The organism is Sorangium sp. So ce394, from assembly GCF_051474665.1.
GTDB lineage: Bacteria > Myxococcota_A > Polyangia > Polyangiales > Polyangiaceae > Sorangium > Sorangium cellulosum_D.
Genome location: NZ_CP150339.1, coordinates 4,810,306 through 4,831,637, shown reverse-complemented (window position 1 = coordinate 4,831,637; position 21,332 = coordinate 4,810,306). Strand labels below are relative to the sequence as shown.

Annotated in this window: 15 protein-coding genes; 8 read left to right on the top strand and 7 right to left on the bottom strand. The window is 71.8% G+C overall.

The window, feature by feature from the left end:
• Window positions 1–20: 20 nt before the first annotated feature.
• The 3 genes from WMF33_RS17820 to WMF33_RS17810 all read right to left on the bottom strand — a co-directional run bounded on the left by WMF33_RS17820 (window position 21) and on the right by WMF33_RS17810 (window position 2,028).
• Entirely contained in the window at window positions 21–602 is a 582-nt protein-coding gene (locus tag WMF33_RS17820) for an ExbD/TolR family protein (RefSeq protein ID WP_061624316.1), read from the bottom strand.
• Between the two features lie 15 nt (window positions 603–617).
• Window positions 618–1,187, bottom strand: coding sequence for a biopolymer transporter ExbD (locus WMF33_RS17815; RefSeq protein WP_020735581.1), 570 nt, complete (start codon window positions 1,185–1,187; stop codon window positions 618–620).
• 220 nt (window positions 1,188–1,407) lie between these two features.
• Complete coding sequence (locus tag WMF33_RS17810; RefSeq protein WP_231864858.1) at window positions 1,408–2,028, bottom strand: MotA/TolQ/ExbB proton channel family protein; 621 nt, start codon at window positions 2,026–2,028, stop codon at window positions 1,408–1,410.
• Window positions 2,029–3,029: 1,001 nt separating this feature from the next.
• On the opposite strand from WMF33_RS17810, the gene WMF33_RS17805 reads away from it, so the two are divergent.
• From WMF33_RS17805 to WMF33_RS17795, 3 genes are read left to right on the top strand one after another with little or no spacing between them, the layout of a single operon-like run.
• Window positions 3,030–3,707, top strand: a complete 678-nt coding sequence (locus WMF33_RS17805) for a MotA/TolQ/ExbB proton channel family protein (protein ID WP_044985938.1) — start codon at window positions 3,030–3,032, stop codon at window positions 3,705–3,707.
• 3 nt (window positions 3,708–3,710) lie between these two features.
• Complete coding sequence (locus WMF33_RS17800; RefSeq protein ID WP_020735579.1) at window positions 3,711–4,277, top strand: ExbD/TolR family protein; 567 nt, start codon at window positions 3,711–3,713, stop codon at window positions 4,275–4,277.
• Complete coding sequence (locus tag WMF33_RS17795) at window positions 4,274–4,885, top strand: ExbD/TolR family protein (protein WP_061624314.1); 612 nt, start codon at window positions 4,274–4,276, stop codon at window positions 4,883–4,885. Before WMF33_RS17800 ends, WMF33_RS17795 begins: the two co-directional genes overlap by 4 nt.
• 114 nt (window positions 4,886–4,999) lie before the next feature.
• Here the strand turns inward: WMF33_RS17795 and WMF33_RS17790 are convergent, their stop codons facing one another.
• From WMF33_RS17790 to WMF33_RS17780, 3 genes are all read right to left on the bottom strand, one after another.
• Window positions 5,000–8,329, bottom strand: coding sequence for an SNF2-related protein (locus WMF33_RS17790; RefSeq protein ID WP_437338245.1), 3,330 nt, complete (start codon window positions 8,327–8,329; stop codon window positions 5,000–5,002).
• Between the two features lie 92 nt (window positions 8,330–8,421).
• Entirely contained in the window at window positions 8,422–10,638 is a 2,217-nt protein-coding gene (locus tag WMF33_RS17785; RefSeq protein ID WP_437338244.1) for a sodium-translocating pyrophosphatase, read from the bottom strand.
• A 164-nt stretch (window positions 10,639–10,802) separates the two neighbouring features.
• Window positions 10,803–12,314: a TolC family protein gene (locus tag WMF33_RS17780; protein WP_437338243.1), complete on the bottom strand. Its 1,512-nt coding sequence runs from the start codon at window positions 12,312–12,314 to the stop codon at window positions 10,803–10,805.
• Between the two features lie 441 nt (window positions 12,315–12,755).
• Here WMF33_RS17780 and WMF33_RS17775 point away from each other — a divergent pair, with 441 nt between their 5' ends.
• From WMF33_RS17775 to WMF33_RS17755, 5 genes are all read left to right on the top strand, one after another.
• Entirely contained in the window at window positions 12,756–14,597 is a 1,842-nt protein-coding gene (locus tag WMF33_RS17775; RefSeq protein WP_437338242.1) for a cytochrome-c peroxidase, read from the top strand.
• Between the two features lie 113 nt (window positions 14,598–14,710).
• Window positions 14,711–16,918, top strand: coding sequence for a hypothetical protein (locus tag WMF33_RS17770; RefSeq protein ID WP_437338241.1), 2,208 nt, complete (start codon window positions 14,711–14,713; stop codon window positions 16,916–16,918).
• Between the two features lie 99 nt (window positions 16,919–17,017).
• Window positions 17,018–18,631 carry an aldehyde dehydrogenase family protein gene (locus WMF33_RS17765; RefSeq protein WP_437338240.1) on the top strand — a complete coding sequence of 538 codons (1,614 nt, stop codon included), beginning with the start codon at window positions 17,018–17,020 and terminating at the stop codon, window positions 18,629–18,631.
• A 21-nt stretch (window positions 18,632–18,652) separates the two neighbouring features.
• The gene (gene surE / locus WMF33_RS17760; protein ID WP_437338239.1) at window positions 18,653–19,429 is read left to right on the top strand and encodes a 5'/3'-nucleotidase SurE; all 777 of its coding nucleotides are present in this window, start codon (window positions 18,653–18,655) and stop codon (window positions 19,427–19,429) included.
• 37 nt (window positions 19,430–19,466) lie between these two features.
• Entirely contained in the window at window positions 19,467–20,069 is a 603-nt protein-coding gene (locus WMF33_RS17755; protein WP_437338238.1) for an adenine phosphoribosyltransferase, read from the top strand.
• A gap of 4 nt (window positions 20,070–20,073) precedes the next feature.
• Here the strand turns inward: WMF33_RS17755 and WMF33_RS17750 are convergent, their stop codons facing one another.
• Window positions 20,074–21,288: a hypothetical protein gene (locus tag WMF33_RS17750; protein WP_437338237.1), complete on the bottom strand. Its 1,215-nt coding sequence runs from the start codon at window positions 21,286–21,288 to the stop codon at window positions 20,074–20,076.
• Between the last annotated feature and the right edge of the window lie 44 nt (window positions 21,289–21,332).

The window sequence follows — 21,332 nt, the reverse complement described above, 5'->3', positions numbered from 1 at the left end:
GATAGGTCAAGAAGCGAGGATCACTGCGACTTCGGGAGCTTGCTGACCATGAAGCTGACGTTCGGGTAACCGGCGAACGCCGCGGTCTGGAACACGCTCTTCACGACCAGCGCGGGCACGTTCTGATCGACCTGGAGGATGCACACACCCGGGAACGGCTTGTTCGGCTGCACCTGCTTCCACAGCTCGCGCTTGTTCTTGAGCAGGTTGAAGAGCTCGTCGATCTTCTGGAGGCGGCCGAGCTCCTCGATCGCGCGCGTCGACCCGGCCAGGGCGCCGTCGACGAGGATCTGGTTGCCGTTCACCGCCACCATCGGCGCGTCGATGACGTCTTCGACGTTCTCCGCCTTCGGGAGCTTGACGTTCTTGTCGACGGCGATCTCGCCCGACGCCGAGAAGGACATCAGGAGGAAGATCACGGTCACGACGAGGAAGTCGATGAAGCTCACCAGGTTGAGCCCCGCGTTCGGGCTGCGTGCGCCGTGCCCCGACACCTTGTTCCACACGAACCGCAGCGGCACGCCCTTCATCAGCCGGCGGCCCGGCTGGTGGATCACGTGAGCGTGGGGGTTCTTGTGGTGATTCGGATTGAACCTATCCATGTGCGCGCTCCTGCCTCAGCGGACCGAGAACGTCATGTTGAACACGGGGACCTGCTTGTTCCCCTCCGGCAGCCTCATCTCGCGCTTCGGCGCGTAGAGCGCGTCGAGCACCGCGACGATCTCCTTGAAGGGCGTGCGGTTGTCGGTGTGGAGGATCGCCTGGTCGAGCTTCTTGTCGCTCGGATCCCGGTGGCCGCCGTGCGTCTTCCACTCCTCCTCGATCCGCTTCGCCAGCTCCGGGTAGCGGATGATCTTGGAGCTCGGGTCGCCGAGCTCGACCGGCGCCTTGTTCACCTTGACCTCGTTCACCACCGTCGCGCCCTGCTTCCACACGAGCCCGAACTCGCTCTCGCCGATGTGCAGGTTCAGCACCTTCTCCGGCGTCTGCGGGGTGAGCTCCTTGTTCGGATCGGGCGGGCCAGGGACCTGGGCGTCCGCGTTCATCCGTGAGTTGGTGACCCAGACCGCCGTGATCAACAGGAATGCAATCGTGACCATCAGCAGGTCGATGAACGGGATCATGTTGATATCGCTGTTCGTCGACCGCTTCTTGCCGCCACCGTCGCCGACGTCTACGCCGCCCATATTGCCTTCCCAACGTGAGCCGGAGCTCACTTATCCAAGTTGTTGCGGGAACACCCTGCTCGCAGCTCGCGGAGGGCCACCATGCTGGGTCTGACTTCGTCGCTCTTCTGAAGTTCCCGGGGCCCCGCCGGCGCGAGCCGCACGGGGCTTCGAGGCGCGAGAGCGGGCCCAGGCGGAAGCGCGCGGGACGCGCTCGACGACCTGGGCCCGCCGAGGACCATCAGGCAGCCGCCTGACCGACCGCTGCGACATTCACCTTCTGGCGGTTCGCGACGACGAGGTTGAGGATCTGCACCGACGCCTCGTTGATGTCGTCCTCGATGTGCTGCGTCTTGCCGTTCAGCACGGCGAAGCCGATGAGGCCGATGATCGCCACGCCAAGGCCGAAGGCGGTGCAGTTCATGGCCTCGGAGATGCCGAGGGCGAGCACGCGGGCCTTCTGGCTCGGGTCGACCGACTCGCCGGCGACGGAGCCGAAGGACTTGATGAGACCCGTCACGGTCCCGAGCAGGCCGGAGAGCATCGCGAGGTTCGCGAGCAGCGCGAGGTACGAGGTGCGCGCGCTGATCTTCGGCAGCTCACGAAGAGCCGCCTCGTCCATCGCCGCCTGGACCTCCTCGTCCGGACGGTTCACCTTGACGAGACCGGCCTGGACGATGCGGGCCAGCGGGGCGTTCGCCGCGGAACACATCTTCACAGCCTTGGCGACATCGCCCGCGAGGATGCACTTCTGCATCGTCGCGAGGAAGACGTCCTTGTTGATGGACGAGCCGAACAGGTAGAGGGCGCGCTCGACGATGATGCCGATCGTCAGGATCGACCAGAACAGGATGGGCCACATGCCCCACCCACCCTCTTTGAAAGCTTCATACGCTCCGTGCATTGCTTCTGTCCTCCAGTTCGCCTCGCGTCCCCGGGATGAGGTTTCGCGCAACTCGATCGGTTCCCTATGTCAGACTCGTGTTGCCGAGGGGCGGCAGTCTTTCACTCACACGTAAGAACGGATGAGAGGCCTATTTTGCTTGGCGGCGCTGGCCGTGGACGGCTTGCTCCTGTCGCTCTCTGGCGAGATGCCCACGGGACGCTAGCCGAGCGGCGCTGACCTCTGCAAGAGTCCTGATCGTCTCTTCTGGTCCCGGCGCCCGGCGCCGTCCCAGCTCTCTCACCTGTCGTCCAAGACTGACTTCGCGTCGTCACGCCAGGGGCCCGTGGTGGCTCTGGGCGCGGCTCCCCGTTCACCGCAGAGCGTGCCGTCATCCGGCCAAGCTACGCCGATGCACCCGGGGGACTCGCGCATCTTCGCGATTGAGACCCGGCGCCGTCAAGAGAGATTTGGCCACACGTGAGCGCTCTGATGCGGGCAAAACTTTACAACAATCGCAGGGTTATGTCACCATTCGCCGGGCGCGCGGCGCGCCGGCCCGCAGCGGATCCCGCGAAGCCTGGGGAGACGCGGCGCGCAGCCCGACGGCCGACGGCCGACGGCGCGGCAGCGCACCGCGGCAGTGCGAGCGGCATTACCCCGAGAGGATGCGCGGTGACGCAGCGAGCGAGCGAGCGCTGGACCGGTAGAGCACGGCCGCCTGGCCGGGCGCCGGCGACGGGGACGCGTCAGGGAGCTCCGTACCCCGCCGGCCTCGATCGGCCCGCGCCTCCGCGCCGCGGCCGGCGCGCTCGCCGCGAGAGGCGCCGCTGGTTCTCCGGGGATTTGCGGCGATCCCGGCCTCTCGCCGCACGGCGCGGCCGCATCGCCGAGCTTGCGCACGGGATCGGGCGGCAGTTATAGTCGCCGCGCCTAGAGATTGTCGGGCTTCTGACGACGCTGAGAAAGGGACTTCGAGGATGCGTCATCTGCTGATGTTGGCGGCCGAGGGTGGTGGCGAAGGCGGGATGTGGGAGGCCATCAAGCACAATCCGACCTTCCTGATCGCGAACCTGGTCGTCTCGGCGGTCGTGGTGACGATCATCATCGAGCGGACCGCGTTCCAGCTGGGACGCTACCGCGTGAACTCCAAGGAGTTCTTCGCGCAGGTCAAGAAGCTGGTGGCGGCGGGCAACATCGATCGCGCCATCAAGCTCTGCGACGCCAGCGATTACCCGATCCTGCAGCTCGTGAAGGCCGGCCTGACCCACGCGAACAAGGGCGCGGACGAGATCGACGCCGCCCTCAGCGAGAAGCTGTCCGAGCTCAAGCCCGCCGTGGAGAAGCGCATCGGCGCCCTCTGGTCGCTCGCGAACATCGCGACGCTGATCGGCCTCATCGGGACGGTCTCCGGCCTGATCAACACCTTCGCCTCCATCGCCGCCCAGGGCCTCTCGCAGGCCGACAAGCAGCGGATGCTCTCGAACGGCATCGCGGAGGCCATGTACAACACGGCGTTCGGCCTCGCCATCGCCGTCGTGTGCATGATCGCGCACGTCATCCTCCACACCCGCTCCAAGAACATCCAGCACGATCTGGAGGCGACCACGGAGCGCGTCTTCAACCTGCTCACGATCAGCAGCAAGCCTGGCTACTAGCCCATGGCGGACCCGCAAGACGTCCCGCTCAGCTCGGCGCAGCGATCGAAGATCCGGCGCCTCTCGCAGCCCAAGGAGCCCGAAGCCGGGGAGGAGGCCGGCGAGCTCAACGTCGTTCCGTACCTCGACATCATCACGAACATCCTCATCTTCGTGCTCGCCAGCGTCTCGGTGACATTCGTGTCGTCGATCGACACGACGCCGCCCTCCATCGGCGGGGGCAAGGTGCGCAGCGAGCTCTCCAGCAAGGCGTTGAACCTGTCCGCGTTCATCACCAGCCAGGGGATCTCGCTGAAGACGTCGAGCGGCAACATCGCGACCGGCTGCCAGGACGTGGGCAGCGGGGTCACCGTGCCGAAGACGACGAACGACAGCTATGATTTTCCCGCCCTCACGGCGTGCGCGAAGCGCCTCAAGAACGCCCGCCCCGAGTTCAAAGAGGAGACGCAGGTGACGATCACGGCGAACCCGGGCATCGACTACAAGACGATCATCGACGTGATGGACGCGCTGAGGAGCGACGCGGGGGAGGAGCTGTTCCCGGAGGTCCACTTCGGAGTCGCCCGATGAGCGCCGAGCAGCCCCCCCCGCCCCCGCCGCGGCCGAAGGCGAGCATCGTCCGCTACAAGGCGGCCCTCCGGAAGGCGATCCGCAGGAACCGGCGGGAGCCGGAGATCGACTTCCTGAACATCACGGCGATGCTCGACCTGATGACGATCATCCTCGTCTTCTTGCTGAAGAGCGTGGGGTCGTCGGCGGCATCCATCCCGCAGTCGAAGGACCTCACCCTGCCGAAGTCGGTGATGCAGTCCGAGCCCTCCCAGGAGGGCGTGGTGGTCATCGTCTCGAAGTCGCAGATCCTGGTCGGCGAGGATCCGACCCCGATCGTCCTCTTGCCCAACCGCGAGCAGCTCGCCCAGTCCGGCGTCGACGCGAAGTACAAGCGCAGCGGACCGAACGATCTCTATATCGTGCCGCTCGCGAACGCCCTGTCCCACGCGCGCGAGACGGACAAGGCCATCCGCGCCGCGAAGGGGCTCGATCCTTCGTCGTCCGAGGCGATCATCGTGGCTGATGCCACCACGCCCTACCGCCTGCTGATCGAGGTCATGTTCACCCTCGGGCAGAGCGAGTTCGGCAAGTACCACCTGATGGTCCTGAGCGGCAACAAGCAGTAAGCCGCCCCCCCTGCCCTTCCGGTAAGCCCGCCGCCGCCGATCAGCTGACCCTCGCGCCCTCGCGACGCGCGCTCGCGAGCGGCGCGCTCCCCTCGGAGCGCGCCGCGGGACCGGTCAGTCCACCGCGAACAGCTCTTCCAGGTCGGCCTTGGTGAGCTTCTTGGCGCCGCCCGCGTCCTCGCTGAGGACGGAGGCGACGAGCTGACGCTTCTTGTCCTTGAGCAGCAGGATCTTCTCCTCGATCGTGCCCGCGGCGATGAGCCGGTAGGCGGTGACCACCTTCGTCTGCCCGATGCGGTGGGCGCGGTCGGTGGCCTGCTGCTCGACGGCCGGGTTCCACCACGGATCGAAGTGGATCACCGTGTCCGCCGCGGTGAGGTTCAGGCCGGTGCCGCCCGCCTTGAGGCTGATGAGGAAGACCGGCACGCTCGGGTCGCTCTGGAAGCGCTCGACGCGCTCCGGCCGATCCTTCGTGGAGCCGTCGAGGTACTCGTAGGCGACGCCGTCCTCCTTCATCGCCTTCTCGATGAGCTTCAGCATCATCACGAACTGGCTGAAGACGAGGACCTTGTGCCCGCCCTCGACCGCGTTCGCGATGAGCTCGCGGACCGCGACGAGCTTGCCCGAGTCGTCGTCGCCGAACTCGCGCGGCAACCCGAGCAGCCGCGGATCGCAGGCCGCCTGCCGCAGGCGGGTGAGGCCGGCGAGGATCTGCAGCTGGCTCTTCGCGAGGCCGACGCGCTCGACCTCGCCGAGGACCTGCGCCCGCACCTCGCGCGCGACCTGCAGGTACAGCGCCCGCTGCTCGCCGGTGAGATCGCAGATCTGATCCATCTCGATCTTCTCCGGCAGATCCTTCGCCACCTCCTGCTTCGTGCGGCGCAGGATGAACGGGTGGATCGCGGAGCGGAGCCGCTGCGCGGTCTTGTAGTCGCCCGCCTCGATCGGCCGCGAGAAGCGGGCCTCGAACTTGTCGAGCGAGCCGAGCAGGCCCGGCGAGACGAAGTCGAAGATCGACCAGATCTCCGACAGCCGGTTCTCGATGGGCGTGCCCGTCAGGGCGAGCCGGCGCTTCGCGCGGAGCCGCTTGGCGGCGGCGGCGGTGGCGCTCATCGGGTTCTTGATGTGCTGCGCCTCGTCGAGGATGGCGTAGCTGAGGTCGAGCTGCGCGAGGAAGTCCTCGTCGCGCCGGAGGAGCGCGTAGCTCGTGATCACCACCTCGGCGGCCTTGACCTCGTCGATCTGGTCCTTGCGATCGGCGCCGTGCCAGAGGGCGACCGAGAGCGACGGCGCGAACCGGGCGAGCTCGCGCTCCCAGTTCGTCACGACGCTCGTCGGGGCGACGATCAGCGCGCGCATGTGCTTCTCCTCCTGCTTGACGGCGAGCAGGAGGGCGATCGTCTGGACCGTCTTGCCGAGGCCCATATCGTCGGCGAGCACGCCGCCCGAGCCGATGTCATGGATGAACTTGAGCCATGACAGGCCGGCCTCCTGGTAGGGGCGGAGCGTCGCCTTCAGGTTGCGGGGCCGCTTGGTGCTGCCGATCTCGTCGATGTTGCTGAGCTTGTGGAAGAGCTCGCGCGCGGAGGCGGTCACGTTCGAGCCGCTCGCGTGCTGGAGCAGCTCGTGCACCCGGCCGGCCTGCGCGAGCGGCAGCCGGCCGTTCCTGCCGGCCGCCATCATCAGCTCGACCTCGCGATCGAGCATCGCGCGCACGGCGTCCGGATCGAACGCGGCGAACGACCCGTCCTCGAGGCGGACGTAGCGCTTGCCCTCGGCGAGGCAGCGGCGCAGCTCGTCGCGATCGACGCCGACGCCCTCGCTCTCGAAGCTGAGCTTGACGTTCAGCCAGTCCATCCCCGAGGTGACCTTGGCGAAGACGCCGATCGGCCTGCTGCGCACCTGCGTGTCGACGAGATCCTCGGGGACGAAGAGGTCCCAGTCGTCGGGGAGCTCGGCGAGGCCCTCGGTCCAGAACGTGAGCGCCTGATCGCCGTTCGCGATGAAGCCCTGGCCGGTCTCGTCCGGCTTGAGCCCGAGGGCGAGCAGCTTGCTCGCCGCCTCCTGCTGCGCGGCGATGTCCACGCGGATGCAGCGGGCGCGCTTCATCCCCTCCTCGGGCGGCTGCACGAGCACCGGCGGGGAGATGCCGTCGGCGCGCACGGCGACCTCCGCGTCGCCGTACGCGGCGAACAGCGTGACGCGCGCCTCGATCAGCGAGCCGCCCGCGCGCATGCGGAACGTGGGCACGAGGTCGACGACCTCGGCGATCTGGTTCAGGTCGGGCAGCTCGGCGCCGACCTCGAGGGCGATCTTGGGGAGCCCCTGCATGATGATGCGGGGCAGCTCGCTCATCGGCTCGCCGATGGTCGGCGAGCGGAGCAGGCGGCGCATCGCCGCGGGGGAGACGCGCTTGTCGATGCGGCGCGCGAGCCCCTCCTGCGTGTCGATGTGCCAGCCCGGCCAGCCCTCGAACCACCCGCCTTGCAGGAGCGAGAAGCGGCGCTTGTCGTTCCCCCGCTCGAAGCTCGCCTTCACGATGATGGTGTCGCCGCCGACGGTCTCGAGATCGAAGCGCGGCCGCAGGCTGTCCTCGCCGAAGCGGAGCTGCATCAGCGCGGGCTCGAGGAGCACGCGCTGGCCTTCCAGCAGCGGGAGCAGCTCGGCCACGTCCTCGCCGCGGATGTCGACGGCCGGGTGGCGCGGGTTGCCGCTCTCGAACCGGGCGAGCAGCCGGAGCGCGTCGCGGTCGGGCGTCGGGTAAAGCGCCTGCCAGGCGAGCGCCGCGGACGGCAGCACCGGGACGCGCGCCTCGGCGTCGAGGACGGTGACGGTCAGCGCCCCCTGGCGCACGTGGAGGCGGAACTCCACGCGGCGAGCGCCGGTGACCCCCTCGGGCGGGAGCCAGGCGCCGATCCCGGTCTGCTTGGCCGTGGCGTCGAGGACCGGCGCCGTGAGGGTGACGGCGGAGCCCGGCGGCCCGTGGGTGCCGACGACGGTCGGGACGGGCACCGGCGGCGTGATCGCCAGACGCCCGCGACGGTCGCGCCTGCGCACGCGCTTCAGGGCGTCCCCGCCGGCGTGGGCGGTTTGCGGGACGAGCGCCGGGATCGGCGGCTCGCGCCGGGGCTGCGCGCCGCGGGCCTGGTCGCGGATGCTGATGAGCAGCGCCGCGACGTGCTTGCAATGCTGTCCGGCCTTCTGGAATGCCGGACAGGAGCACTGGGACTGGATTCCATCGGGTGAGAGCTCGACCTTGACCGGATACGGCTCGGAGTCGGCGGCGCGGACGGTGCCGCTCGCCATCGTCTCGTTGATGGAGATGTCCTCGACGACGCGGCGGCGGAAGTACTCGAGCCCGCGGAGGAAGGTGCGGGCGCCAAGGAGCCTTCGCAGGCCACGATCGCTGAGGGTGGAGAGTGCGTCGGAGATCGGAGGCGGCACGTCGTGGGCTCGGGATACATGCGGCGGCAATTCGCCGGGATGGGTCGGGTGGACGGGACCCCTGGCGGAGCCCGCTGGATGAAGAACCGTCATCAGATGAAGAACGGCAAGAACACGATGATCACGGCGGGGAGCATCTTGATGAGCACGTGGAGCGCAGGACCGGCCGCGTCCTTGAGAGGATCGCCGATCGTGTCGCCCACGACGGCGGCGCCGTAGGTGGGGTTGTCCGCCCGCGCCCCCGTCTCATCGACGAGGTAGCGCCCACCGTGCGCGCCGGTCGCGATGTACTGCCTCGCATTGTCCCAGATCGCCCCGGTATTCCCTAAGAAGAGCGACCCGAGGACGCCTGCGACCGTCCCGGCCATGATCAGGGCCGCGACTGAATCCGCCGCGACCAGAGGATTATCTTCCGTCCTTGCAAAGCGCAAGGCAAGTCCCACGACGACGGGCGCCACCGCCGCGACGAGGGCCGGCGCGATCATATGGCGCAGCGCCGCCCGGGAGACCATCTCGACGCACGGCTCGTGGTCGCCGACGAAGCCCGGCGGCCGGGCCCGGGCCTGGCGCTTCACCTCGTCGAGGACGCGGCGGCCGGCCTGGAGCACATTCCGGATACAGCGGCCGGCCAGCCAGAAGACCAGGAGGATCCCGACCAGCGCGCCGAGGTAGACCTCGGGGCGGTCGAGGCGCACGACCATCGCGGCCGTCTCGCCGCTGCTCGCCGCGCTCGACGTCAGCGCGCGCCGCCGGGACTCGTCGAGGTAGCCGGCGACGAGCAGCAGCGAGGCGAGCGCGGCCACCCCCGCCGTGTACGCCTTCGTGAGCGCCTTGGTCGTGTTGCCGACCGCATCGAGCACGAGCGTCCGCCCGCGCACGTCCGGCCGCTCGCGGGCGACCGTCACGGCGACGATGCCGCCCGCGTTGTCCACGATGGGGCCGAACGCATCCATGGCGAGGACGTAGCCCGCGGTGCCGAGCATCCCCATCGTGGCGACCGCGGTCCCGAACAGGCCCCCGCCGGCGAGCCCGGAGCGGGCGCCGAGCAGGTACGAGCCGAAGGTCGCGCCGACGACGACGAGGAGCGGGAGCACCGAGCTCTCGAGGCCGATGGCGAGCCCGCGCAGCACCGCCATCGCGGAGCCGCTGCGGGCGGCCTCGGCGAGCTCGCGCACCGGGCGGTGCCGCTGCTCGGTGTAGTACTGCGTCACGTGCAGCACGCCGATGCCCGTGGCGATGCCGAGGACGCCGCACGCGAAGAAGACGACCCAGTGGGCGCCGAGCAGCCACTTGGCGGCGCCGGCGATGCCGACGGCGTGCAGGATGGCCGTGACGTAGAGCCCCCGCAGCAGGGCGTTGAAGGCGTCCTCGCGGTCGTCGGTCTTGACGACCATGACGCCGAAGAGCGTGGCGATGAGGCCAAACGCGCGGCTGACCAGCGGGAAGAGCACGACGGCGAGGGCGCTCGGGAGCCCGGCGTTGTTGCGGAACAGCATGGCGCCCACCACCATGGCGCCCGCGTTCTCGGCGACGGTCGAGGCGAAGACGCCGGCCGCGCGCCCGGCGCAGTCTCCGACGGTATCGCCGGCCAGGTCGACGATCGTGGCAGGGTTCTGCAGGTCGTCCTCGTCGAGGCCGACCTCGGCGCCCGCGAGGTCGGCCCCGAGGTCGGCCGCCTTGGAGAAGGTGCCGCCGCCGAGCTGCGCCATCAGGGCGGCGAAGGAGGCGCCGAGCGGATAACCGGCGATGACCCAGGGGATGGTCGGCGCGAGCGCGAGCGCCTCGGCCGGCTCGGCCCCGAAGCCGCCGCGGAACGCGAGGACCGCGGCGAACAGGCCGCCGAGGCCGAGCAGGCTCATGCCGACGACGAAGAGCCCCGACACGGCCCCCCCGCGCAGGGCGATCTGCAGGGCGAGGTCGAGGGAGCGGCGGGCGCCGCTCGCCGCGCGCACGCTGGTGCGGGGCGCGATCCAGGTGGCGACCCGGCCCGTGGCGACGGCGCTGGCGGCGCCGACCGCGAACGAGAGCGTCAGCCAGACCCCGAGCTCCAGCGCCGGGACCGGGTTCTTCTCCCCGGCGCTCCGGAGCAGGCCGTACGCGAGGAAGATGGCGCCGCCGAGCATCGCGGAGACCGCGGCGATCACGCTGCTCTGGCGGCGAAAATACGCCTCGGCGACGCCCTGGATGATCGCGGCCACCCGCTGCATCTCGGGCTCGACCGCGGGGCGCGCGACGACCCAGCGAGCGAGGTAGACCGCAAAGGCGAGCCCGATCAGGCCACCGCTGAGGATGAGCGCAAGCTCCGTCATGACGGGCGGACCGGGCGCGCACCGTGGACGCGCTACCTCGGCCGGTGAGGGAGAGTGCGGGCGGTGCCCGCGGAAGCGCCGCAGGAACCCGCGCTGCAGCGGCGCACGCCTTCCCTACTCCGGCCGGGTGGGCCGCGCAAGCGAAGACGACGCGCGCCGTCCGGTCATTTCACGACGTTCGCGTCGCGCCCGAGGGCGTGGTCCAGCCGGGTCTTCGCGACCAGCGCCCCGACGCGCGCGTTGAGCTGCAGCAGCCGCGCCGTCGTGACCTCTCTCTCCGAGTCCACGAGGTCGGTGCTCGTCGCGCGCCCGGCCCGGAACAGCTCCGATTTGACGCGCATCGCCTCCACGGCCGCCGCGAGCTGCCGCTCCGCGGTCTCGATGCTGCGCGCGGCCTTGCTCACGTCGGTGTAGGCCTGGGCCACTTCCATCCGGAGCCCGTCGCGCAGCACGGCCTTTTGCTCCGCGACCTGCGCCGTCCGGGCGCTCGCCTCGGCGGAGGCCGCCGCGGTCGTCGCGATGTCGTTGAGGACCCACGTGGCGCGGGCGCCGGCGGCCCACGTCAGGTCGAACTCCTCCCGCGGCGGGAAGATGCGCTGGTTGGGGTTCGCGTACGTGACGTCGGCGACCGCGTCCAGGCGCGGGAAGTAGCCGGCCCGCGTGAGCTGCTCCGACTTCTTGAGCGAGTACAGCGTCTCGTCGAGGGCGCGGATCTCCAGCCGCTTCGAGAACGCTTCCTCCTGCAACGTGGGGAGCGGCTGGGTCGGCGGCTGCGCGGCGACGCTGCCGGTCATGACGTCGATCCCGACCGTGAGCGGCCTGCCCTGCGCCGCCGATCCGAGCGCGATCCGGATCTGCTCGTCGGCGACGAGGAGCGTCGCCTGGGCCTCGGTGAGCAGCTGCTCTGCGTTCGCCACCTGCGCCTCGAGACGGAGCACGTCCGCCCGCGAGAGCAGCCCCACCTCGAACGTGCGCTGCGCGTCCACGAGGTGCGCCTTCGCCTGGGACACGGCCTCGTCCCGGACGACGACGAGCCCCTTCAGCCCAACCCAGTTGAAGAAGGAGATCTTCGCGTCGGCCGCGATCTTCAAGGCCTCGGCCTGCACCTCGAGCTTCTTCGCGGTCTCGGAGTGGGACGCCGCCGCATATCCCTGGGAGATGCGGAGCACGTAGTCCGAGATGGGCACCGCCAGGCCCGCCGACAGCGAATACTGGTTGAGCATCGGCGCGCCCAGGCCGAGCTGCGCGAACCGCGGGTCCTGCTCCACCTCGGACAGGCGCATGTAGCTGCCTGTGAGGGTGATGCGCGGAAAGAAGTTCACCGCCGCCTGGTCGACCCGCGCGGACGCGGCCCTGAGCTCGGCCTGCTTGGCGCGAAGCGACGCGTGCGTCTGCAGGGCGATCTTCGCGAACTCGTCCGGCGTCAGCCCTCCCGGCTGGGGGGCGAGCGCGGTGGCGAGCGGATCGGCCTTCGGCGCCGGCAGCTGCGCCGCAGCGACGGGAGCCTGGGGGGGCTGCGGCTGACCGGCAGCGGGAGGCGCGGGCTGCGGGGCGGCCGGGGGCGGAGCGGCCGGCTGCGCCGCGGCGGGCGGTGCGATGAGCCCGAGGGCGAGCAGCCCGGCGAGCGTCGAGGCCAGCGAGATGCTGCGTCGAGACGAGGGTGCGGTGCTTTTCATGACCGGTGGGTCACTTATGGGCGGTGAAAGCACCCGTCAAGATCGCAGGCGATCGCGCGCGTCACGCCTCGGCGATCGCTCGCCTCGCCCTCGCGCGAACGTGACCGGGCAGCCGGCGCGCTCGGCGCACGGCGCGTGTCGCCGCGCGAGCGCGCATGAATCCGAGGAGGCGCCCGGCGCGGGCCAAGACCGCGCTGGCGACGTGGTCTGACGTGTTCGTCATGCCGTGCCGCAATGGGCCAGGACAGCCGGGACATGACGGCCGACTCCGGGGAGGGAGCCCCGCGTCCTAAGGACGGTTCGTACCGTCCACGCGCGCTCTGTGGATGGCAGAAATCCGTCGCTTCCCCGGAGGCAACGCTTATTGCGGCGCACTATCGAATGGAAGAACATCTCACCAAGTGGCCGCCATCTTGCTTGGCGGCGACCGGAGGGCCTCACATGCATAGACTGCTTGCATCGCGCCGCAGCTTCTCCCCGATGCTCGCCATCCTCGCGACCGCATCATCGTTTGCCGCCTGCGCACCATGGGAGCTCGGTGAGGACGAGCCCCCCCAGGTCGATGATCCCAGCAGCGTCGCGATCGCGGCGGAGCCGCCCCCCGCCATCAGCGGCGGGACGCTCGCCGTGAGCAAGAGCGCTGCGCGGGCGGTCGCCGCGGACCCGGATCGCGACCGGGTGTGGGTCGTGGACCTCGAGGGACAGCGGTTGCTCGCGGAGATCGCCCTGGAAAAGGGCGACGAGCCAGGCCGGGTCGTGGAGGACGGCGCGGGGCGGTTCCACGTCGCGCTCCGCCGCGGCGGCGCGGTCGTCACGATCGACGCGGACAGCGGGAAGATCGTCGGCCGGCGCGCGGTCTGCGCGGCCCCGAGGGGGATCGCGTACGACGCGAGGACCGACGCGCTCCACGTCGCGTGCCTCGGCGGCGAGCTCATGACGCTCCCGGCGGCCCGCGGAGCCGCGACGCGCCACCTGCAGCTCGACCGCGACCTGCGCGACGTGGTCGTGGACGGGGATCGCCTCCTGGTCAGCAAGTTCCGCTCGACGGAGCTGCTCACCGTCAGCGCGGACGGCAGCGTCGCGGAGCGGCAGAAGCTCCCGCACTTCAACCTGTTCGGGCAGGAGTTCGCGCCGACCGTCGCCTGGCGTACGGTCGGCCTGCCGTCCGGCGGCGTCGCGGTCGTGCATCAACGCGCCCTCGTCGCGCCCGTCGAGGTCGTCGAGGGGGGCTACAGCTCCGGCGGGTGCGACGGGAGCATCGTGCACAGCACGGTGACCGAGGTCGGGGCCGCCGGCTCCACCGAGCGCCCGAGGATCTCCCCTGCCTTCCCGTCCGCGACCCTCCCGGTCGATCTCGCGGTGTCGGCCGACGGCATGTCGTACGCCGTCGTCGCGGCAGGCAGGAGCGAGGTCCTCATCACCACCTCGACGATGTTGAACGCGAACGCGCTCATGGACTTCGGGGACGGGGCGGGCTTCAACAACGGCGAGGGGACCTGCATCGATGCGGAGCAGCGGGTGGCGGTGGACGGCGAGCCCACCGCCGTCGCGTTCGCCGGCAGCGCGGTGATCGTGCAGACGCGCGAGCCCGCGGCCATCCACGTGCTCGGGACCCCTGGCATCTCCAGCAACCGCGTCATCACGCTCCCCGGCGAGAGCCGGAGAGACACCGGTCACGAGATGTTCCACAGGAACGCGTCCGGCCCGATGGCCTGCGCGTCGTGCCATCCGGAAGGCGGCGAGGACGGCCACACGTGGGTCTTCAACCCGATCGGTCCTCGGCGCACCCAGTTCATGAGCGGCGGGATCCTCAACACCGCGCCGTTCCACTGGGACGGCGACATGTCGGGCATCGAGGCCATCATGGACGAGGTGTTCGAGCGGCGCATGGGCGGCGTGCACCAGGGGCCGCGCCGGGTGAACCTCTTCGCCCGGTGGATCGACAGCCTCCCGGCGCCGCCGGTGTCGCTGGTGCCCGACCAGAACGCGGTGGCGCGCGGCGAAGCCCTCTTCCACGACAAGGCCGTGGATTGCGCGCGCTGCCACGCGGGCGCCCAGCTCACGAACAACCAGTCGTTCGATGTCGGCACGGGCAAGGCCTTCCAGGTGCCGTCGCTGGTCCGCATCGGCGCGCGTGCGCCCTTCATGCACAACGGCTGCGCCGCGACGCTGCGCGACCGGTTCACCGACACCACCTGCGGCGGCGGCGACCTGCACGGCAAGACATCCCACCTCGACGCGGACCAGATCGACGATCTGATCGCCTACCTCGAGACCCTCTGACCCCCCTCCCCGCCGGCTCCCCGGCTGGATTTCCGCCGCGGAGCCCGCCCGGATCGCGCCCCCCTCACCGCGAATGATGTAACCCGCGCCGAGCCGCGATATGCTGGCGGGGCGTGAACGTCGCAGAGAAAGTCGCCACCCTCGAAGCGCTCCTCCAGCGGGTGCAGCGGAACGCCGCTGCGCCTCGAACCCGGTCGCAGCTCCCGGTCTCCGCCGAGCTCGTCCCGCACCGCGGCGAGGCGCCCGGCGCCATCGCCAACGACACGGCGGGCGCGGTCTTGCCCGACGCCAGGTTGACCGCGGCGGAAACGTCGCCGGCGAACGAAGCACGACCGGCAGCCGTGGTCGCCGCGGGCGGGCTGTCGGCGCCGCGCGGCGCAGAGCCGGCCCTGGACGACGTCGGCAGCCTCGACGGCCCGGCCGGCGATGCGCGCCAGGTCGCCGCGCAGGCGTCGCAGACCGCCGGCGCGGCGAGGCAGCCGGCCGCCGCCGCCAAGGCACCGCCGCAGCCCACCGCGAAGACGCCGCCGCAGCCTGCGGTGAAGACGCCGGCGGCCACGCCCGCCGCGAGCGGAGCCAAGGCGCCGGCCGGCAAGCCGGCGACCGCCACGCCCGCGGCCGCGACGCCGGCGCGCGTCCCCGCGCCGCCTCCCAGCTCCCCCGGAAGGCAGGCCGCGAGGCCCGGCGCTCCCCTCGATCTGCCGCGGGCCGAGGCCCGCGACGCCGGCCCGCAGGAGACCTATCGCCCGCCCGCGGAGCCCGCCGAGCCGAAGCCGAGGGACGCGGCCAGGCCCGCGGCCAAGGTCGCCAGGACCGCCGCGCTGGGCAAGGACGTGGCCGCTGCCGGCCCGGCGGTGCCCCCCGCGCGCGGCTCCAGCCCGCGCGCAGAAGGGAAGCCGTTCTTCCCGCACGAGGACCCTGCGGCGAGGGCGAAGGTCGCGGAGGGCGACAGCGAGCTCTCGTTCGCGGGGCTCCTCCCCGACGAGCCGGAGCCCGCGCAAAGGCCGGGCGCCGCGCTGAAGCTCCCCGCCGAGCGCAGGCCGGAAGCGGCCGCGCGCAGCTCGTTGCTCGATCGCGCCGAGGCGCCCTTCGCGGCGCACGCCACGACCACACCCGTCGGCAGGGAGGGCGCTTCCGCGCTGGACACGGTCACGGCCCGCGCGCCGTCGGCCGGCGAGCCGGTCACCCCCAAGGCGCCGGAGCAGATCGCCGCCGCCACGCGGCGCGCGATCGGGGAGCCCGCCGGCGAGCACGAGTTCAGCCGCGAGATGGTCGACGACGAGCCGACCGTGATCCGCGGCATGCTCGAGGACGAGCCCACGGTCATCCGCTCTCGCCCCGAGGGCCTCGAAGACGAGGAGACGGCCGTGCGCTCCGCGCGGTCCGAGGCCCAGGCGCTCGCGCGGTCGATCCAGGATCAAGAGACCGTCGAGGCGCCGCCGGGCGTGCTGCCCAAGGTGGCGAGCGAGGAGGCGGACGCCAAGCCCAGGCCGAAGCCGGTCGATCGCGATCTCCTGCCGAAGGTCATCACCAAGGACCCGCCCATCCCCCCGGAGAGGGAGCTGAAGCCGTCCGAGCGCGTCACCACGCGACCGCCCGCGGACGCCAGCGTCAGCGTCACCGATCGCCCGTCGCCGCGCCCGCGCTCCCGCGTGGGCCTGGTCATCGCGGCGGTGGTGCTCCTCGTGGGCGGCGCGGCGGTCGCGCATCGGCTCGGGTTGTTCGGCTCCGAGCCTGCGCCCCTCCCGAACGTCGCCCCCGACACCTCCCCGGGCGCGACGCAGGACGTGACCGCGCAGCCGCAGGTCACGGCGCAGGCGCCGCCCGCCGCGCCCGCCGAGACCGCGCCCGCGCCGTCGGCGGCGCAAACCGCGGCGCCCGCCGAGACCGCGGCGCCCGCCGAGACCGCGGCGCCCGCCGCGAGCTCGGCGCCGGCCGCGGGCAGCGCGGAGGATCTGCCGTCGACCCGTGGGCACCTGCTGGTCAACTCATCCCAGCAGGCGTCGGTGTACGTGAACGGCTCGCTGGCCGGAAACACGGGCGAGACGCTCGACGTGCCCTGCGGGACGCGTTACGTGCGGCTCGGCAAGCTGACGACCGACAAGGCGTCGACGCCCGCGTGGCTCTCCGCAGGCCAGGCGGTCATCGTCGGCTGCCGCAAGCAGACCGTCGTCGCGATCGAGCCGACCGCGGCGAGCCCATCGCAGGAGCGGCCGACCAAGCGCAAAGCCAACCCCGCCGCTCCTGACAACGAGGGCTCGGCCCCCGCCCCCGCCGAAGAGACCACGCCTGCCGCCCCGGCGGACGATCCCGCTCCGTAGCTGCCCCATCCCGCGCCGGCCCGTCGCCGCCCCTGCGCCCTCGAGGGCGACTGCTCGCCCTGCAGGGGGGCGGAAGCGCAGTGCTAGGCTCGGCGCTCCATGGACTCCAAGACGGCTGCCCATCCCGGCGAGGCAGGCGCGGCGGCGAGCGAAGCCGCGGCCTCGCCGGCGCCCGCTGCGGCGAGCGCTGGACCGTTCCCGATGCGCAGCCCTGCAGGCGGTGAGCTCCTCGACGACGTCGCGGCGACAGCGCCGAGCGCCGTCGCGGCGATCGTCGCGCGCGCGCGGGCGGCGCAGGTCGCCTGGGCCGAGGTCCCGATCCGGGAGCGGGCGGAGCGCGTCGCGAAGGTCAAGAGGCGCCTGCTCGCGCGGGCCGAAGAGATCGCGGCGCTCCTGCACCGCGAGTGCGGCAAGCCGATCGAGGAGGCCGCGCTGGCCGAGGTGCTGCCGAACGCCGATCTCGTCGACTACTGGACCGTGTCCATCGAGGAGCTCCTCGACGAGGCCCCCGTCGATCTCGACGCGCTGGCTTACCCCGGCAAGGCCGGGCGCATCCGGAGGGACCCGCGCGGCGTCGTCGCGCTCATCACGCCCTGGAACTACCCCGTCGCGATCCCGCTGCGCACCATCGTGCCGGCGCTGCTCGCGGGCAACGCCGTGGTCTTCAAGCCGAGCGAGGTCACGCCGCGCGCCGGCGCGCTCGTGGCGTCGCTGTTCGACGGGCTGCTCCCGGACGGCGTCCTCACCGTCGCGCAAGGCGGCGGCGACGTCGGCGCCGCGCTCATCGAGGCCGGCGTGGATCTCGTCGTCTTCACCGGCAGCGTCGCCACCGGCAAGAAGATCGCCGTCGCGTGCGCCGAGCGCCTCGTCCCGACGTCGCTGGAGCTCGGCGGCAAGGACAGCGCCGTCGTGCTGAGCGACTGCGACCTGGAGCGCGCCGCGCGCGGCGTCGTCTGGGGGGCCTTCACGAACGCCGGACAGAACTGCGCCTCGATCGAGCGCGTCTACGTCGAGCAGGCGATCGCGGATCGCTTCATCGCGCGCGTCGTCGCGCTCACCGGGCAGCTGCGAGCTGGCGTCGACGTCGGGGCGATGACCACCGCGCGCCAGGCCGAGATCGTGCGGCGCCAGCTCGACGCGGCCGTCGAGGGCGGGGCGGAGATCCTCGCCGGCGGCGCGCCGGAAGCGGGATCGCTCGCCTTCCCGCCGACGGTGATCAAGCTCGATCGCGAGGACACGCCGCTGCTCCAGGACGAGACCTTCGGCCCCATCCTCCCCGTGATCGTCGTGGAGAGCGCCGACGAGGCGATCGCGCGCACCAACGCGTCCCGCTTCGCGCTCACGACCAGCCTGTGGACGCGCGGCTACGAGCGAGCCCACGCGCTCGCCCGGCGGCTGCGGTCGGGCGTGGTGACGATCAACAACCACGGCTTCACGGGCGCGCTCCCGGCCGCTCCATGGACGGGGACCGGCGACAGCGGCCACGGCGTCACGAGCAGCCCGCACGCGCTCGCGGAGCTGACGCGGCCCCGCTTCGTCCTCGAGGATCGGAGCAGAGCGAAGAGCGAGCTGTGGTGGTACCCTTATACGCCATCGCTCCGGACCGTCGCCTTCGCGATGGCGCGGGCGCGAGGTGGAGCCGGCTTCTTCGGCCGCATCGGCGCCCTGGTCGAGCTCGTCGCCGCGTTCGCGAGGCGCCTGCTCGGCCGCTGATCCGGAGCATCGAGCGAACGCATGCGCCCTCTGATCCTCCTCTCCAACGACGACGGCTACTCGGCCCCGGGCCTCATCGCGGTGCGCGACGAGCTCGCCCAGCACGCTGACGTGGTGGTGTGCGCCCCCGCGGTCAACCAGAGCGCGACGAGCCACTCCCTGAGCCTGCACCGCGTCCTCCGGCTGCTGGAGGCCGCGCCCGGCGTGTTCGCGGTCGACGGGACGCCCGCCGACTGCATCTACGTGGCCCTCCACGCCGGCGCGCGCGTGCTGCCGCGCCGCCCGGATCTGGTCGTGTCCGGCATGAACCACGGGCTCAACCTGGGCTCGGACATCTTCTACTCGGGCACCGTGGCCGCGGCGCGCGAAGGCGCGCTCCGCGGCATCCCTTCGATCGCGCTCTCCGCCGACGCGGGCGCGTCGCGCCCGGCCGCGGCGGCGCTCGGCGTGCAGCTCGCCCTCGCCCTCCACCGGGCCGCCGGGCAGGAGGCGCGCCGGCCGGCGCCGCTGCTCAACGTCAACATCCCCGCGGGCAGCAGCTGGCCCGTGCGCGCCACGCGCATCGGCGCGCGCCTCTACACCGAGGAGGTGATCTTTCGCCAGGATCCGCGCGGGCACGAGTACCTCTGGATCGGCGGCGCGGGCGTGCGTCACGACCTCGTCCCCGGCTCGGACACGGAGGCCTACGACGAGGGCGCCGTCAGCGTCACCCCGCTGACCCTCGACCTGTTCGCGGCGCAGCACGAGGGCGTCGCGCGGACGATCGCCGCGGAGCTCAACGACGGCCGCGCCGCCTGAAGGCGCGAGCGTCGCCCTCGATCGCTTTCCGGCTCGGGTGCGCTCGCCTACGCTCGGCGCCATGTTCAACCACGACGCCCTGCCCTCCGAGCACGCGCTCCGCTACCTCAAGGCCCACCTCCGCAACGTCCCGGATTTTCCGAAGCCCGGCATCCTCTTCAAGGACATCACGCCGCTCCTCGCCGACCCGCGGGCGTTCCACATCACGCTGGATCTCCTGGCCCAGCGCTACATCGGGGAGCACGTCGACGTCGTGGTCGGCGTCGAGTCCCGCGGCTTCATCTTCGGCGGCGCGCTGTCGGCCCGGCTGAACGCGAGCTTCGTCCCCGTGCGCAAGCCCGGCAAGCTCCCGGCCGCGACCGATCGGGTGGCGTACGCGCTCGAGTACGGCACGGCGGAGCTGGAGATGCACAAGGGGTCGATCCAGCCGGGGGCCAGGGTCCTCGTCGTGGACGACCTGCTCGCGACCGGCGGCACGGCGTCGGCCGCCGCGGAGCTCGCGCGCAAGCAGGGCGGCGAGATCGCCGGCTTCGCCTTCGTCGTCGAGCTGGACTTCCTGGGCGGCCGGACGCTCCTCGCGCAGCGGGCCGGCGGCGGGGCCCGCGTCTACTCGATCGTGCGCTTCGCCGCGGGCGAGTGATCGTTCAGTCCTGCCCCACGCCGACCTGCAGCTTGCGCGCGACGATGCGGCTCGCGCTGGTCGCCCGGGTCGGCCCGCCGACGGGAAACGTGATCACGACGGCGTCCGCCCCGCCCTTGGCGATGCCGCCGCCGTGCGCCCCGACCAGCTTGCCCAGGGCCGCGGCGTCGAGCGAGGCGCCGGCGCTCCGCAGCGCGTCGATCTGCCCCGCCCCGTGCAGCGCGGCCAGCGCGCCTCGATCGACCGCCGGCATCTCGGCGAAGACGCCGGACGCATACACGAGCGCCGTCGCCGCGGCCGCCGGATCCCGGCCGCGGAACCAGGCGCCCGCGTCGTGGTACGGCAGGTGCGCGCAGCGCGCGTACAGGGCGCCGAGCTCAGCGCTCGCCGCGTCGGCCATGCGATCGGCGAGCGCGACGAAGCGCGCCCGGAGCGCGGGATCGAAGTACGCCCGCGCGTATCCGCCGGAGAACCGGGCGATGACGGCGCGCCACGACGGCGAGCGCCCCGCCTCCGCCTCGTCGAAGCCGGGGACGATCTCGACGAGCCCGTCGGTGATCGCCGCGAGCTCTGCGTCGGCGGCCCCCGTCAGCTTGCCCTGAGCGACGAGCGCCCCCACCCCCACCGACGCGGCGGAGACGGCCTCCTGCCCCGCCGCGCCGGCGGTGGCCTGCGCCGCGCCGAAGCCGCGCGGCGTCGCCAGCCAGAGCTCGGCGACCCAGCCCGCGAGCTCGAACGGCCCCATCGACGCCCCCGAGTAGATCCGCTTGCGAGCCGCCTCGCATGTGCGCGCGTTCCGCGCCGCGTCCTCGCCGGCGGTCGTCTCCGGCGCGGCCGGCAAGGCGGCCGGCGCCTCCCGCGATCGAAGCAGGCGCACCGCGACGAGCACGCCGACGATCGCGAGCACCACGGCGCCGATGGGGATGACGATGTGCCGCGCCGGCCGCACCGGCGCGACCGGCGCGGGCGGCGCCAGCGAGCTCACCGCGCGGTGCGCCTGCGCGAGCCGCCGCGCGAGGTCGGACGCCTTACGTGTGCGCAGGTCCTGCGGCAGGAGCGGCCACTGCTCGACCAGCTGCTCCAGATCGATCACGACCGGCGCCCCGCGACCGTGCAGCGCGATCTGCCTCCCCTGGACGCTCACCGCGCCCGATGTTCCGAACAGGCCCAAGGCCTCCTGGACAGCCGCCTCGATTTCCCGCGCGCTGGAATCGTCCACGATCGCAGAGTACCCGGTTTTCCTGGCGGCATGCCGTCGCAACT

Bases quoted from the DNA above. Each gene is read 5' to 3' on its own strand.
- WMF33_RS17820 (WP_061624316.1), bottom strand. From the start codon at position 602: ATGGATAGGTTCAATCCGAATCACCACAAGAACCCCCACGCTCACGTG.
- WMF33_RS17815 (WP_020735581.1), bottom strand. From the start codon at position 1,187: ATGGGCGGCGTAGACGTCGGCGACGGTGGCGGCAAGAAGCGGTCGACG.
- WMF33_RS17810 (WP_231864858.1), bottom strand. From the start codon at position 2,028: ATGTGGCCCATCCTGTTCTGGTCGATCCTGACGATCGGCATCATCGTC.
- WMF33_RS17805 (WP_044985938.1), top strand. From the start codon at position 3,030: ATGCGTCATCTGCTGATGTTGGCGGCCGAGGGTGGTGGCGAAGGCGGG.
- WMF33_RS17800 (WP_020735579.1), top strand. From the start codon at position 3,711: ATGGCGGACCCGCAAGACGTCCCGCTCAGCTCGGCGCAGCGATCGAAG.
- WMF33_RS17795 (WP_061624314.1), top strand. From the start codon at position 4,274: ATGAGCGCCGAGCAGCCCCCCCCGCCCCCGCCGCGGCCGAAGGCGAGC.
- WMF33_RS17785 (WP_437338244.1), bottom strand. From the start codon at position 10,638: ATGACGGAGCTTGCGCTCATCCTCAGCGGTGGCCTGATCGGGCTCGCC.
- WMF33_RS17780 (WP_437338243.1), bottom strand. From the start codon at position 12,314: ATGAAAAGCACCGCACCCTCGTCTCGACGCAGCATCTCGCTGGCCTCG.
- WMF33_RS17775 (WP_437338242.1), top strand. From the start codon at position 12,756: ATGCATAGACTGCTTGCATCGCGCCGCAGCTTCTCCCCGATGCTCGCC.
- WMF33_RS17765 (WP_437338240.1), top strand. From the start codon at position 17,018: ATGGACTCCAAGACGGCTGCCCATCCCGGCGAGGCAGGCGCGGCGGCG.
- surE (WP_437338239.1), top strand. From the start codon at position 18,653: ATGCGCCCTCTGATCCTCCTCTCCAACGACGACGGCTACTCGGCCCCG.